Below are 12,982 nucleotides of genomic sequence, written 5' to 3' on the forward strand. Positions count from 1 at the left end.
AATACAAATCCTTTACCCTAACTGTTCTACTTCTTTATGATTACGAATCGTTTCAAACCATGTATATAGTTGCTGATATGTGCTATAAACCAATTCTTTTTCTAATTGTAAGTGGTTCATTTTCTCACGATATGTGTTCGATTCAATTAAATCACGCTTTTGTTTTTTGTCTGCCATAAAAATGACGCCATCTTTTATTGTAACAAATTCTAACTCAAAAAACACCTGTGTCATGAAATTTACTGTATCTTTTGACCAACCTTTATGTCGACATAGTTGTTCTCCATATTGTCTTAAAGAAAATGGTGCTTTTTGGCTCAAGAAAGAATAGTACCATTTAAAATGTTCCCTCGTTGGAACAGTACTAAATAAATGATTATTCTCTTGATAAAATAGCGTATAAATTCGCGACGGGAACCCCACTTTAAATAAATCTCGTAATTCATCTGTTCCTTTTGGCAAATCAAGTAACACGATGTATTGATCGTCTAAATGAGTTACTTCTGATGCATGCATCATATGCTCTTTAAAGTCTTCTAAAGAAAATTTATTCAATACCTCTTCAGAAAAATACACCATCGTTATTTTTTCTTTCGGAAGTTCTGATACATTCGCTTCTACGTTACGCATACTACGCCAATCAAATAATTGCCACGCCTCTACAGCAATATCTTGTACCATTAATTGCGGCTTCTTAAAATTATTCCATTCATTGATAGATGCTTCTCCTATTACAGATACCTTTGCAACTGGAGAAATTTCTTTCGCATACGCACCAAATCCAAATCCGATTGTATCCAGTGTCGCTTGTCCATCGCGAAGAGCCATTTTCAAATGAGAGCCATCTGATCCGATTGCACGAATACTTTCTAACTCTGCATCCTTCACTGCAATACGCGGTTTTGGATTTCCAACACCAAATGGCGCTAACTTTTGCATGTCTTCAATTGCTGCCAGTGTTACATCCTCCACTTTACAAAAGACATCAACAGCTGTAATTGGAATAAAATCTTCTTCTGTTAAAATTACCTCTGCTTGTTCATTTAAGCGGCGGCGCAATTCATCTACATCATTCATATGTAGCGTCATTCCCGCTGCCATCGGATGCCCTCCGAAGTGTGGCAATAACTCTCTACAATCTGACAAGTTTGCAAACAAATCAAATCCTGCAATACTACGTGCTGAACCTTTTGCTGTTTCTTTTACAGGATCAATGCATAATACAATCGTTGGACGATAAAAACGTTCCACTAATTTAGATGCGACAATTCCAATTACACCTGGATTCCAGCCTTCTTTTGCCAGTACTAGTACTTTATTGTCTTCTGGGGGGAAATTATTTTCCACTTCAGCGATAGCTTCTTCTGTAATTTGCTTTACAATATCTTTTCGCAGTTTATTCAGCTCATCAATTTCTTCAGCTAGCTCTTTCGCTTCTTCTGGATCATCTGATAATAAAAGATGTACAGCCGGCGTAGCATCTTCTAAACGGCCAACTGCATTAATACGCGGTGCGAGTGAGAATCCAATGCTCTCTTCTGTAATTTCACTTTGCGAAACGTTAGCAACTTTAAATAGCGCCTTTAGTCCGATATTTTTCGTCATGCGCATATGTTTTAAACCGCGCTTCACTAGCAATCTATTCTCACCATGAAGTGACACTAAATCGGCTACTGTACCAATTACTGCAATTTCTAATAAATGTTCTGGTACACGACCTAGTAGTGCATGTGCAACTTTAAATGCAACACCTACACCAGCTAAATAGTGAAACGGATATACACCGCCATCTAATTTCGGATGAATAATCGCAAGTGCTTCTGGCAATTCTGGTGGTGGCTCATGGTGATCTGTAATAATAAGATCTATTCCAAGCTCCTTCGCTACCTTCGCTTCATGTACTGCTGCGATACCAGTATCGACAGTAATAATTAGTGAGAATCCTGCGCTATGCGCCCAACGAAATGCTTCTTCGTTTGGTCCATAACCTTCTGTGAAACGGTTTGGGATATAAAATTCTACATTTGCACCTAATTCTTGCAAAGCAAGATATAACACAGTCGTACTACTTACTCCGTCCGCATCGTAGTCACCAAATATTAATATTTGCTCTCCATTTTGAATCGCCTTATTGACACGTTCTACCGTTCTATCCATTCCTTCTAATAAAAATGGATCATGAAATTCTTGATTTTCTGTATTTAAAAAATCTAAAATCTTATCTTCTGTATCTAGTCCTCTACCGAGGAATAACGAAACGACAAGTGGTGATAATTTTAATTTACTTGCTAATTCACTCACTCGCTCGTCATTATATTCTTTTTCTTTCCAACGCGTCTTCGGTTGTAACACGAAATCACCCCTTAACCTGTTCATTATACAAGACAGATTAAGGGGTGACAATATAATGCAAACTACGCTGCAATATCTATATACTAAAATGTTAATAATGTTTAATTTGGAGAATACGGATTTATATGTACAAACACATTTTGTACGTTATCTTGTTCCATAAGCGTTTCTTTCACATGCTTTCCAATGCGGTGCCCTTCTTCTACAGTAATGTATGGATCTACAGAAACTTTAATATCGACAATAACGTAATGACCGTGCTCCCTTGCATATAAAGAACCGATTTTTTTCACACCGTCTATTTGAAGTACTGCTTCTCTAAGCGGAACAACATCTTCCTCATGAAGAACATGATCAAGCGTTGCATGAATTGCTTCTGCCCCAATACTCCATGCCATTTTTGCAACAAGAAGTGAAACAAATAATCCTGCAATTGGATCGGCATATACAAGCCAATCTAACCCGAACTTACCACCAATAATCGCTGCACAAATACCGATTAAAGCTGCAATTGAAGAAAATACATCCGAACGATGTTCATATGCATTTGCAATAATTGCATCACTGTTTACCCTCTTCCCTAATCGGAATTTATATTGAAACATTCCTTCTTTCACGATAATTGAAAGAACAACAGCAAAAATCGTAATTCCCTTCGGTGGTTCTAGTTCCTGCGAAAAAGCTTTTATAGACGAAATCGCTATCTCGATTCCCACAATAAATAATAATACTGCAACAATAATTGCTGAAATCGATTCCGCTTTACCATGACCGTACGGATGATCTTCATCGGGCGGTTGCTTCGCTGCTCGCAATCCAAACAATACAGCTAGCGAACCAATTACATCTGATGCAGAATGCACGGCATCCGCTAATAGCGCTTTACTGTTCCCAATATAACCAATTACCGCCTTTACAATCGCTAATATAATATTACCAACGATCCCGACAATAGCACCAAACTCGGCCTGTTTAAAACGTTCATCTTTTTCCATAATTAAAATCCCTTCTTTTCTTAACCTATCTTTTTATTGTAACAAAAACAGTGATAACAACACCAATTTTTTCCATATCCCTTCTATTAAAAAGTTGCTATCTTATTGTATCCACAAACGAAAAAAGAGATGCCTCATAAAGAGACATCATCTTTTTTATACTTGCGGTTCAGATTCTACTTTCTCAACCTTTTTCTTGTTTTTACCCTTTTTCAAACGACGGTTTTCAAGCATTAACCAAATTTGAGAAGCAACGAAAACAGAAGAGTACGTACCTACAACTAATCCAACAAGTAACGCAAACGAGAAGTTACGTAGTGACTCACTACCGAAGATAAGTAACGCAATTACTGGGAATAACACTGTTAATACGGTGTTAATTGAACGACCAAGCGTTTGGCGAATACTTGCATTTACGATTTCTTCTAAGTCTTTTATATCGCGAACTCGTTTTTTCTGTTTGTATAATTCACGGTTTCTATCAAATGTAACAATCGAGTCATTAATAGAATAACCGATGATTGTTAATACCGCAGCGATAAACGTTAAGTCTACCTCTAATTGGAAAATACTAAATATAACAATCATAACGAACGCATCATGTAATAATGCAAGCACTGCAGATAATGCGTACGTAAATCGGAATCGAATACTTACGTATAAAATGATAACCGCAGAAGCAATTAATACTGCGATAAATGCATTTCGTGCAATCTCTTTACCGATTGTCGGTGAAACTGTACTTACGTTTGGATCTGTACCGTATTTATCATGGAAGAATGTTTTTGTTTTCGCAATTTCATCTTTTGATAGAACACCTAAAGTACGAACGGCGAAACCTTTATTGTCATCTCCAGTAGGTACAATATTTTCTTCCTTCACATCAATGTTCAATTCTTTAAAATCTTTATGAACATCTGATACAGTAACTGATTGTTTTGATTGCAAGTCGATACGTGTACCACTCGCAAAATCAATACCAAGATTCAATTTGAAAATTGGTAAAATAATTGCACCTGCAATTACAACTACAATCGAGAAAACAAGGAATTTATGACCGATATTTACGAAGTTAATACGATCAAATCTTGTCGGTGGATGTACTACACCTTTTGTTAATGGAATAATATCCTTTTGTTTCACACCAAAGTATGCTGGTTTTTTATCGAAGTAACGGCTCTTTACAAGTAATCCTAGTAAGAAACGAGTACCGAATACGTTCGTAACGAAACCAACTAAAATACTTACGATTAAACTTGTTGCGAATCCTTTTACAGAGCTATTACCATAAACAAATAACACACCAGCTGCTGCAAGTGTCGTAATGTTCGCATCTAGAATTGTTGCTAATGAACGATGGTTACCCGCACGAAATGCTGACATCATTGACTTACCAATTTTCAGCTCTTCTTTCAGTCTCTCGTACGTAATAATATTCGCATCAACTGCGATACCTACCCCGAGCACTAACGCCGCAATACCTGGCAACGTAAGAACTGCATGCATCCAGTTAAAGACAAGTAATGTAACGAAAATGTATAAACCTAACATAATAACCGCTACAATTCCTGGTAAACGGTAGAATACAAGCATAAATAAGAAAATAAGAGCGATACCAATCGCACTAGCGAAAATTGTTTGCTCTAACGCTTGTTGACCAAACTTCGCTCCAACAGATGTTGAATACATTTCTTTTAAATCAACAGGAAGTGCACCTGCATTTAATAAAGATGAAAGTTGTTTCGCACTTTCAACTGTGAAGTTTCCACCTACGATAGATACTTCAGCTTGGTTAAATACTTGGTCTACTGTTGCTGCTGATAAGAACTTTGGATTCGGTTTTGCAGATTCTGCTTTGTACGAATCTTTTCCTTCTTCAAAATCAAGCCAAATTACCATTAAATTCGTTGGTGGTGGCATTTTTGAAATTTTTTCAGTTACTTCACGGAATTTTTCAGCGCTCTTTAGTGTAAGACCTACGCTCGCACGGCCTTGGTCATCAAATGTTTGCTTCGCTCCGCCGCCTTTTAAATCCGTTCCGTCCATAAGAAGGTTGTCATCTACATCACGGAATGTTAATTTCGCTTGTGTTGATAACATTTCACGTGCTTTTTGCTGATCTTGTACACCAGCAAGTTGTACGCGAATTCGATCTTGCCCTTCGATTTGAATGTTCGGCTCACTTACACCGAGAACATTGACACGATTTTCAAGAGCGCCTACTGTACTTACAAGTACGTCTCGATCGATTTTATCACCTTTTTTGGCTGGTTTTACTTCATATAGAATTTCAAAACCACCGCGAAGGTCTAGTCCTAGACTAATTCCTTTTGCTATGTCTTTTCCTGCCGCACCAATTACTCCACCGATTAATAAAACGATGAGGAAAAAGGCGGCAATTCTCGTACCACGCTTTGCCATATGTACCCTCTTTCTGCTACTAACACTTTAAATAAATCTCTTACGATTTACTTTTACACGTGTGCATACGCCTAGTTAGTAGACTTCCTTTCTATAATTTTGCTAGTTCATCACTAGCTGTGTCGGTAAGTTTTTCACAATACCTACACTTTCATTATTTATTTTTTCTCTTCACTACCCCCTTTATATATAATCTTAGACATAATTATTTCCTCATTATCAATACCTATCATTATACTGCAAAAGGAAGAACAAACCAATTGCAGTCGGTTATTTATTTTCATATTCATCAAATGACCAAAGTGGCGCTTGATATGCTTCAACAGTTAAATAATTCATATATTCATTAGTACTTACTCTTAATACATCATTTACTAATTCATATAATCTAACATCACCGTTTATTTTTTTCCACTTCTTCACTTTAAGAAACTTCCAAATATCATCATCTGTTACTCGGTCATAACCGAACATGTGAAACTCTTCTACTTTGCTTTCTAAAACGACTTGTAACTGTCCGCGGTATGATTCTACCAAAGCCTCTTTTTCTAACATACATAAACATCTCCTTCTTATTTCAGCACGAAAAGTCGCTTTTAATCCCGCTCTAATGGACAGCAATAACTACTTTCAAGAGCACTCTCATACTTCACTCTCTTAAATGCTTGTCATTCTTGTCTCATACGTGCATATAAATTATTGTAAATCATTCCACTGATTTTGAGAAGGTAGGAGAAGACCATGACGAGACAAAGCTTTTTAAAAGGCGCATTTATTTTAATGATAGCCGGATTTATTACCAAAATCCTTGGATTTATTAACCGGATTGTAATGGCACGTATTTTAGGGGAAGAAGGTGTTGGCCTTTATATGATGGCCGTTCCTACATTCATTCTAGCAATTACATTAACACAAATCGGCCTTCCTGTCGCAATCGCAAAATTTGTAGCAGAAGCGGAAGCTGTGAACGATAAACAAAGAGTTAAAAAAATATTAACAGTATCATTAGCTGTTACATCCGTTATTAGTATCATTTTAACAATTGGAATTATGCTCCTCACACCTATTTTAGCAAAAACATTATTAACTGATGAACGAACGTACTATCCATTAATGGCCATTTTACCTGTCGTTCCTGTTATTGCTGTTTCTTCTGTTTTACGCGGTTATTTCCAAGGGAAACAAAATATGAAACCTAGCGCTTATGCTCAAGTTATAGAACAAGTTGTCCGCATTACAATTATCGCTATATGCATTCAGTTATTTTTACCTTACGGTGTAGAATATGCTGCAGCTGGCGCTATGTTATCAGCCGTTCTCGGTGAAGTTGCATCGTTATTATTTTTACTCACTTTATTCCAGCGCGAAAAACATTTATCTATACGCTCTGGATTTTTCACTACTGTAAAGGAGAGCAAGGGTACATTTTATTCTCTTATGGATATTGCTCTTCCAACTACAGGAAGTCGTTTAATCGGTTCCGTTTCATATTTTTTTGAACCTATCGTTGTTATGCAAAGCTTAGCGATTGCCGGAGTTGCTGCCTCTGTCGCAACCCAGCAATACGGTATATTAAACGGTTATGCATTCCCACTTCTATCACTGCCAGCCTTTATTACATACGCTCTTTCTACAGCACTCGTTCCATCTATTAGTGAAGCGATGGCTAAAAGACAGCATAAATTAGTGGAACACCGCCTCCAACAAGCTCTTCGGATCTCATTAATTACTGGTGGGTGGTCAGTCGTTATATTATACGTATTCGCTTCTCCTATTTTAACTCTTATGTATGGATCGGATAGTGCAACAGCATTTATCCAGCTTCTTGCACCTTGCTTTTTATTTCATTACTTTCAAAGTCCACTTACCTCTGTTTTACAAGCTTTAAACTTAGCAAGAGCTGCAATGATGAATACATTTATTGGCGCCATCGTGAAATTAATCGTTATTTTTGTACTAGCTTCAAGGCCAGATTTTCAAATGATGGGGGTTGCCCTTGCAATTGCAGCAAATATAGTGACGGTAACATTCCTTCATTACGCTACTGTTTTAAAGAAAATTACATTTACCATTTACGCAAAAGACTACATTTTCGGCGGACTTGCTATCGGTATTGCAGGCGCTTTCGGTTTTTACCTTCATAAATATATAATTTTCTCTCATTCACTCGGCGTACAAACATTATGGGAAATCACTTTAACAACAATCGTTTATATTATCCTCCTCTTCACTTTCAAACTCATTCGAAAAGAAGAGTTAAGTCGACTTCCAATCATTCGAAAACTTTCATTTTTGAAGTAAACGGGCTTACTATTTCATATAGTAAGCCTCTAGTTTTCTTTCAAATCAACAAAAAATTGTCCGTTTTGAAAGCTGCAGTATAAAATTTGTGTGATATCGTTATAACCTAAGTTTTTTAATTTTCCAATGAGCCATTCGTCTGTATGTTCAATCATTTGTAAATGATTCAATTGAATTTCTCCATCAATAATAAGAGGAAGAGTAAACTGCAATGTATCCTGTTTACCTTTTTGTTTTTGAAAGACAGATAACTTCCCAGATGGTTCTAAAATAGCGTATTCTACATCTCGGATATCTCCAACTCCTTGCTCCCTTAATTGCATCAATAAATCATCTATATTATAACGCTGCTTTCTCATCTTCTTTTCATCAATTTTCCCCGCATTTACAAGAATAGCCGGCTCACCTTCTATTAAATGCCGAAATCGTTGAAACTTTAATGAAATGACTGACAAAATAATCTGTATACACATAAGAAAAGTCATCGGAACTAATTGGTGCCAAAGTGATTTATCGGTATTTTCAATTGCGACTACAGCCATTTCCCCAAGCATAATGAATACGACTAAATCTAATACACTTAACTCTCCAATTTCACGTTTACCCATAAGACGAAAAATAATTAATATGATGATATACAAAAGCATCGTCCGGCCAATGATTGATACCCATTCCATTTCTACATCTCCTTTTTTACGTATAGACTCCCCTATAAAAAATAAACTAGTCTAACTTGGGCAAAAAGAAAATATGCTTGTATTAAAAAGGGGGAATGTATAAATGGATGGAACGAAAAAATTATCAACCGCAATCGGCTTTGGTATCATTACCTTATTAATTTTTGCATCAATTATTAGCATGGTTATGGCTCTTTTATTAAAGTTTACAGATATGACTGAAGAGACATTAGCCGTTACTATTTTTATACTAGCTCTTTTATCTATGCTTATATCCGGATTTACTGCCGGCAAAAAAGCACAAGGGAAAGGTTGGCTAGTAGGTTTCACAACAGGTCTTACATTCGCTATACTTGTTTTTCTAGTTAACTATTTAGGCTTCTCTCAAACTTTATCGAACTCCCAGTTACTTTATCAATTAGCATTAATGGGCGCGAGTACACTCGGTGGTATTTTCGGGGTAAATATGTCAAAACAAAACAACTAAAAAAGGCCCTGCACATTTCATGCAGGGCCTTTCTCATTAGTTTTTCACAACTTCACGAATCGCATTACGATCGAAAGTTAAGTGTGAACCACCAGATTTAATAACGATTTTCGTCTCATCTACTGATTCGATTGTACCGTGTAAACCACCGATTGTTACGATAGCATCACCTTTTGCTAACTCATTTTGCATTTGAGCAACTGCTTTTTGACGCTTTTGTTGCGGGCGAATTAATAAGAAATAGAAAATCGCAAACATCGCAACGATCATAACGATATTCATCATACCTGGATTCATCTTTTGTTCCTCCTTTTAAATTATGTATTAGAAGTTTTTAGCATTCGGTTTATTAAAGCCATACTGTTCAAAGAATTCTTCGCGGAAATCGCCAAGACGGTCTTCACGAATAGCTTGTCTCACCTGCTCCATTAAGTTTAACAGAAAATGAAGGTTGTGATAAGACGTTAAACGAATTCCAAACGTTTCATCACATTTCATTAAGTGACGAATGTACGCACGAGAGTAATTTTTACATGTATAGCAATCACAATTTGGATCAAGCGGACCGAAGTCTCTTGCAAATTTCGCATTTTTTACAACTAGACGGCCTTCACTTGTCATACATGTACCATTTCGAGCGATACGAGTTGGAAGTACGCAGTCAAACATATCAATACCACGAATTGCACCATCGATTAACGAGTCAGGAGAACCTACTCCCATTAAGTAACGTGGCTTATTATCTGGAAGAAGTGGTGTTGTAAACTCAAGTACACGGTTCATAATATCTTTCGGTTCACCTACAGATAAACCACCTACAGCGTAACCAGGGAAGTCCATTGAAACAAGGTCTTTTGCACTTTGACGACGAAGCTCTTCGAACTCTCCGCCTTGTACAATACCGAATAAACCTTGATCTTGTGGACGTTCATGCGCTTTTAAACAACGTTCTGCCCAGCGGCTTGTACGTTCTACAGATTTCTTCATATATTCAAAAGTAGCCGGGAAAGGTGGACACTCATCAAATGCCATCATAATATCCGATCCTAATGCATTTTGAATTTCCATCGCTTTTTCTGGTGATAAGAATAATTTATCTCCATTTAAGTGGTTACGGAAGTGAACGCCTTCCTCTTCAATACGACGGAAGTCACTTAAACTGAATACTTGGAAACCACCAGAGTCCGTTAAGATCGCACGATCCCAGTTCATAAATTTATGTAAACCACCTGCTTCACGAATAATTTCGTGACCTGGGCGTAGCCATAAATGATACGTATTACTTAAAATAATGCCAGAATCCATTGCTTTTAATTCTTCTGGTGACATTGTCTTAACTGTTGCAAGTGTACCAACTGGCATAAATGTTGGTGTATCAAATGAACCGTGCGGCGTATGTACACGTCCTAAACGGGCACCTGTTTGTTTACAAGTTTTAATAAATTCATAACGAATTGCTGTCATAATTTACTCCTTTTATTTGTTTCCCATTTTAGCGTGAGATGCAACGAACATTGCATCACCGAAGCTAAAGAAACGATATTTTTCTTTTACTGCTTCATTATAAGCATGAAGTACATTATCTCTATTTGCAAATGCACTTACAAGCATAATTAATGTTGATTTCGGTAAATGGAAGTTTGTAATTAAACCATCAATTGCTTTAAATTCATAACCTGGGTACATAAAAATGTCTGTCCATCCAGAAGCAGCACAAAGCTTACCGTTATGATCTGTCGCAATTGTTTCTAACGTACGAGTTGAAGTCGTACCTACCGTAATAATACGTCCACCATTCTCTTTCACGCGATTTAATAACGCAGCTGTCTCTTCAGACATATGGTAATATTCTGCGTGCATATGGTGTTCTTCAATCGTATCTGCAGAAACTGGTCTAAATGTTCCAAGTCCTACGTGAAGTGTAATGAAAGCTAACCCGACGCCTTTTTGTTTTAACTTCTCCAGTAACTCTTCTGTAAAGTGAAGTCCCGCAGTCGGCGCTGCTGCTGAACCGATTTCTTTCGCATATACTGTTTGATAGCGATCGCGATCTTCTAGCGTCTCTTTAATATATGGAGGAAGTGGCATTTCCCCAAGTTCATCTAAAATTTCATAGAAGATGCCGTCATATGAAAATTCAAGATGACGTCCACCTTGATCTGCAGTTCCTATGCAAGTTGCTTTTAATTTCCCTTCGCCAAAAGAGATAACAGTTCCTTCTTTTACACGTTTCGCTGGCTTAACAAGCGTTTCCCACTTATCGCCTTCTTCTTGTTTTAGAAGAAGTACTTCAATGTGCGCGCCTGTATCTTCTTTCACACCGTGCAAACGAGCAGGCATAACTTTCGTTTCATTTAAAACTAAGCAATCCCCCTCATGTAAGTAAGAAAGAATGTCTGTAAAATGTTTATGCTCAATATCGCCTGTTTCACGATCTAACACCATTAATCTTGATGTCTCACGATCTTCTAATGGGATTTGTGCAATAAGTTCTTCTGGTAAATGAAAATCAAACAGATTAATATCCATAACTATATCCACCTATTTCTTATTTAAATCGATTTATTATATACATAATAAAAGATAATACAATACTTAACACAATACATGTAATGATAGGAAAATAAAAGGTAACGTTACCTTTTTTCACAAAAATATCGCCTGGAAGCCTTCCTATGAACTTCCAAGCTAATCCAACAACAATGAGCAAAATACCAGCTGTAATAAGCAGCTTTGGCATCTCCGTCATACTTTTGGCATCTCCATTCCGAAATGCTCATATGCAAGCGGCGTTACGATTCGGCCTCTTGGCGTTCGTTGTAAAAAGCCAATTTGTAATAAATATGGCTCATATACATCTTCAATCGTATGAGATTCTTCTCCAATCGTTGCCGAAACCGTTTCTAACCCGACTGGGCCACCACGGAATTTCTCAATAATACCAAGCAGTAATTTATGATCGATATGATCTAGACCTAATTTATCTACTTGCAGTAGTTCTAACGCCATTTGTGTAATTTCCATCGTAACCGTTCCGTTACCACGAACTTGTGCGAAATCTCGTACACGTCGTAATAAACGATTCGCAATACGAGGTGTACCACGAGCACGTCTTGCAATTTCTAGTGCGGCTAACGAATCAATTTCAACTTCGAATACTTCTGCTGTACGTTCAACAATCTCAGAAAGCTGATCTACTGTGTAATACTCTAATCTTGAAAGTACACCGAAACGGTCACGAAGCGGCGCTGATAATGCCCCCGCACGGGTCGTTGCTCCAACTAATGTAAATGGCGGTAAATCTAAACGTACAGACCGTGCTGATGGCCCTTTTCCAATTACGATATCAAGGCAAAAATCTTCCATCGCAGGATATAACACTTCTTCAATTGACCTATGCAAACGATGAATTTCATCAATAAATAATACATCACCCGGCTGAAGTGCTGTTAATACAGCTGCTAAATCTCCCGGCCTTTCAATTGCTGGACCTGAAGTTGTTCTAACATTTACGCACATTTCATTGGCAATAATATTGGCAAGCGTCGTTTTACCAAGTCCTGGTGGTCCATATAGAAGCACATGATCTAACGTTTCTTCACGCATTTTCGCTGCTTCAATAAACACTTCTAAATTATGTTTCGCTTTATCTTGGCCAATATACTGACGGAGCGTCTGTGGCCGTAATGAATATTCTAAATCCGAATCTTCATATGCAGATTCCCCTGAAAGGAGACGTTCGTCCATTA

The 12,982-nt window shown here is 37.3% G+C and carries 12 protein-coding genes; 2 read left to right on the forward strand and 10 right to left on the reverse strand.

Translation table 11 applies throughout. From position 1 onward, the window contains the following. Nucleotides 1-12 precede the first annotated feature (12 nt). From recJ to AC1DMU_RS03560, 4 genes are all read right to left on the reverse strand, one after another. The gene (gene recJ / locus AC1DMU_RS03545; protein WP_088064461.1) at nt 13-2,352 is read right to left on the reverse strand and encodes a single-stranded-DNA-specific exonuclease RecJ; all 2,340 of its coding nucleotides are present in this window, start codon (nt 2,350-2,352) and stop codon (nt 13-15) included. 101 nt (nt 2,353-2,453) lie between these two features. Further along, nucleotides 2,454-3,347, reverse strand: a complete 894-nt coding sequence (locus AC1DMU_RS03550) for a cation diffusion facilitator family transporter (RefSeq protein ID WP_000409733.1) — start codon at nt 3,345-3,347, stop codon at nt 2,454-2,456. Nucleotides 3,348-3,503: 156 nt separating this feature from the next. Continuing rightward, nucleotides 3,504-5,768, reverse strand: coding sequence for a protein translocase subunit SecDF (gene secDF / locus AC1DMU_RS03555; protein ID WP_088064462.1), 2,265 nt, complete (start codon nt 5,766-5,768; stop codon nt 3,504-3,506). Between the two features lie 270 nt (nt 5,769-6,038). Then, nucleotides 6,039-6,323, reverse strand: a complete 285-nt coding sequence (locus tag AC1DMU_RS03560) for a post-transcriptional regulator (protein ID WP_000890214.1) — start codon at nt 6,321-6,323, stop codon at nt 6,039-6,041. Between the two features lie 186 nt (nt 6,324-6,509). Between AC1DMU_RS03560 and spoVB the strand changes: the two genes are divergently transcribed. Further along, on the forward strand, nt 6,510-8,069 hold the full coding sequence (gene spoVB / locus AC1DMU_RS03565; protein ID WP_048541409.1) for a stage V sporulation protein B: 1,560 nt from the start codon (nt 6,510-6,512) through the stop codon (nt 8,067-8,069). A 29-nt stretch (nt 8,070-8,098) separates the two neighbouring features. On the opposite strand, the gene AC1DMU_RS03570 is transcribed toward spoVB, so the two are convergent. Continuing rightward, nucleotides 8,099-8,746 carry a DUF421 domain-containing protein gene (locus AC1DMU_RS03570; RefSeq protein WP_000455380.1) on the reverse strand — a complete coding sequence of 216 codons (648 nt, stop codon included), beginning with the start codon at nt 8,744-8,746 and terminating at the stop codon, nt 8,099-8,101. Between the two features lie 103 nt (nt 8,747-8,849). Here AC1DMU_RS03570 and AC1DMU_RS03575 point away from each other — a divergent pair, with 103 nt between their 5' ends. Next, nucleotides 8,850-9,233, forward strand: coding sequence for a TIGR04086 family membrane protein (locus AC1DMU_RS03575; RefSeq protein ID WP_000349129.1), 384 nt, complete (start codon nt 8,850-8,852; stop codon nt 9,231-9,233). 36 nt (nt 9,234-9,269) lie between these two features. On the opposite strand, the gene yajC is transcribed toward AC1DMU_RS03575, so the two are convergent. The 5 genes from yajC to ruvB are packed head-to-tail and all read right to left on the reverse strand — an operon-like array spanning nt 9,270 to nt 12,980. Further along, on the reverse strand, nt 9,270-9,530 hold the full coding sequence (gene yajC / locus AC1DMU_RS03580; RefSeq protein ID WP_001068064.1) for a preprotein translocase subunit YajC: 261 nt from the start codon (nt 9,528-9,530) through the stop codon (nt 9,270-9,272). Between the two features lie 27 nt (nt 9,531-9,557). Beyond that, nucleotides 9,558-10,697: a tRNA guanosine(34) transglycosylase Tgt gene (gene tgt / locus AC1DMU_RS03585; RefSeq protein ID WP_000125362.1), complete on the reverse strand. Its 1,140-nt coding sequence runs from the start codon at nt 10,695-10,697 to the stop codon at nt 9,558-9,560. Between the two features lie 12 nt (nt 10,698-10,709). Further along, nucleotides 10,710-11,762: a tRNA preQ1(34) S-adenosylmethionine ribosyltransferase-isomerase QueA gene (gene queA, locus AC1DMU_RS03590; protein ID WP_048541404.1), complete on the reverse strand. Its 1,053-nt coding sequence runs from the start codon at nt 11,760-11,762 to the stop codon at nt 10,710-10,712. Nucleotides 11,763-11,781: 19 nt separating this feature from the next. Then, a complete protein-coding gene (locus AC1DMU_RS03595) occupies nt 11,782-11,982 on the reverse strand; it encodes a DUF2905 domain-containing protein (protein ID WP_000138162.1) in 201 nt (66 codons plus the stop codon). Further along, entirely contained in the window at nt 11,979-12,980 is a 1,002-nt protein-coding gene (gene ruvB / locus AC1DMU_RS03600) for a Holliday junction branch migration DNA helicase RuvB (RefSeq protein WP_088064463.1), read from the reverse strand. Before ruvB ends, AC1DMU_RS03595 begins: the two co-directional genes overlap by 4 nt. Nucleotides 12,981-12,982 lie beyond the last annotated feature (2 nt).

The organism is Bacillus sp. 01N45, assembly GCF_056399205.1.

Bases quoted from the DNA above. Each gene is read 5' to 3' on its own strand.
- AC1DMU_RS03550 (WP_000409733.1), bottom strand. From the start codon at position 3,347: ATGGAAAAAGATGAACGTTTTAAACAGGCCGAGTTTGGTGCTATTGTC.
- secDF (WP_088064462.1), bottom strand. From the start codon at position 5,768: ATGGCAAAGCGTGGTACGAGAATTGCCGCCTTTTTCCTCATCGTTTTA.
- AC1DMU_RS03560 (WP_000890214.1), bottom strand. From the start codon at position 6,323: ATGTTAGAAAAAGAGGCTTTGGTAGAATCATACCGCGGACAGTTACAA.
- spoVB (WP_048541409.1), top strand. From the start codon at position 6,510: ATGACGAGACAAAGCTTTTTAAAAGGCGCATTTATTTTAATGATAGCC.
- AC1DMU_RS03570 (WP_000455380.1), bottom strand. From the start codon at position 8,746: ATGGAATGGGTATCAATCATTGGCCGGACGATGCTTTTGTATATCATC.
- AC1DMU_RS03575 (WP_000349129.1), top strand. From the start codon at position 8,850: ATGGATGGAACGAAAAAATTATCAACCGCAATCGGCTTTGGTATCATT.
- yajC (WP_001068064.1), bottom strand. From the start codon at position 9,530: ATGAATCCAGGTATGATGAATATCGTTATGATCGTTGCGATGTTTGCG.
- tgt (WP_000125362.1), bottom strand. From the start codon at position 10,697: ATGACAGCAATTCGTTATGAATTTATTAAAACTTGTAAACAAACAGGT.
- queA (WP_048541404.1), bottom strand. From the start codon at position 11,762: ATGGATATTAATCTGTTTGATTTTCATTTACCAGAAGAACTTATTGCA.
- AC1DMU_RS03595 (WP_000138162.1), bottom strand. From the start codon at position 11,982: ATGACGGAGATGCCAAAGCTGCTTATTACAGCTGGTATTTTGCTCATT.
- ruvB (WP_088064463.1), bottom strand. From the start codon at position 12,980: ATGGACGAACGTCTCCTTTCAGGGGAATCTGCATATGAAGATTCGGAT.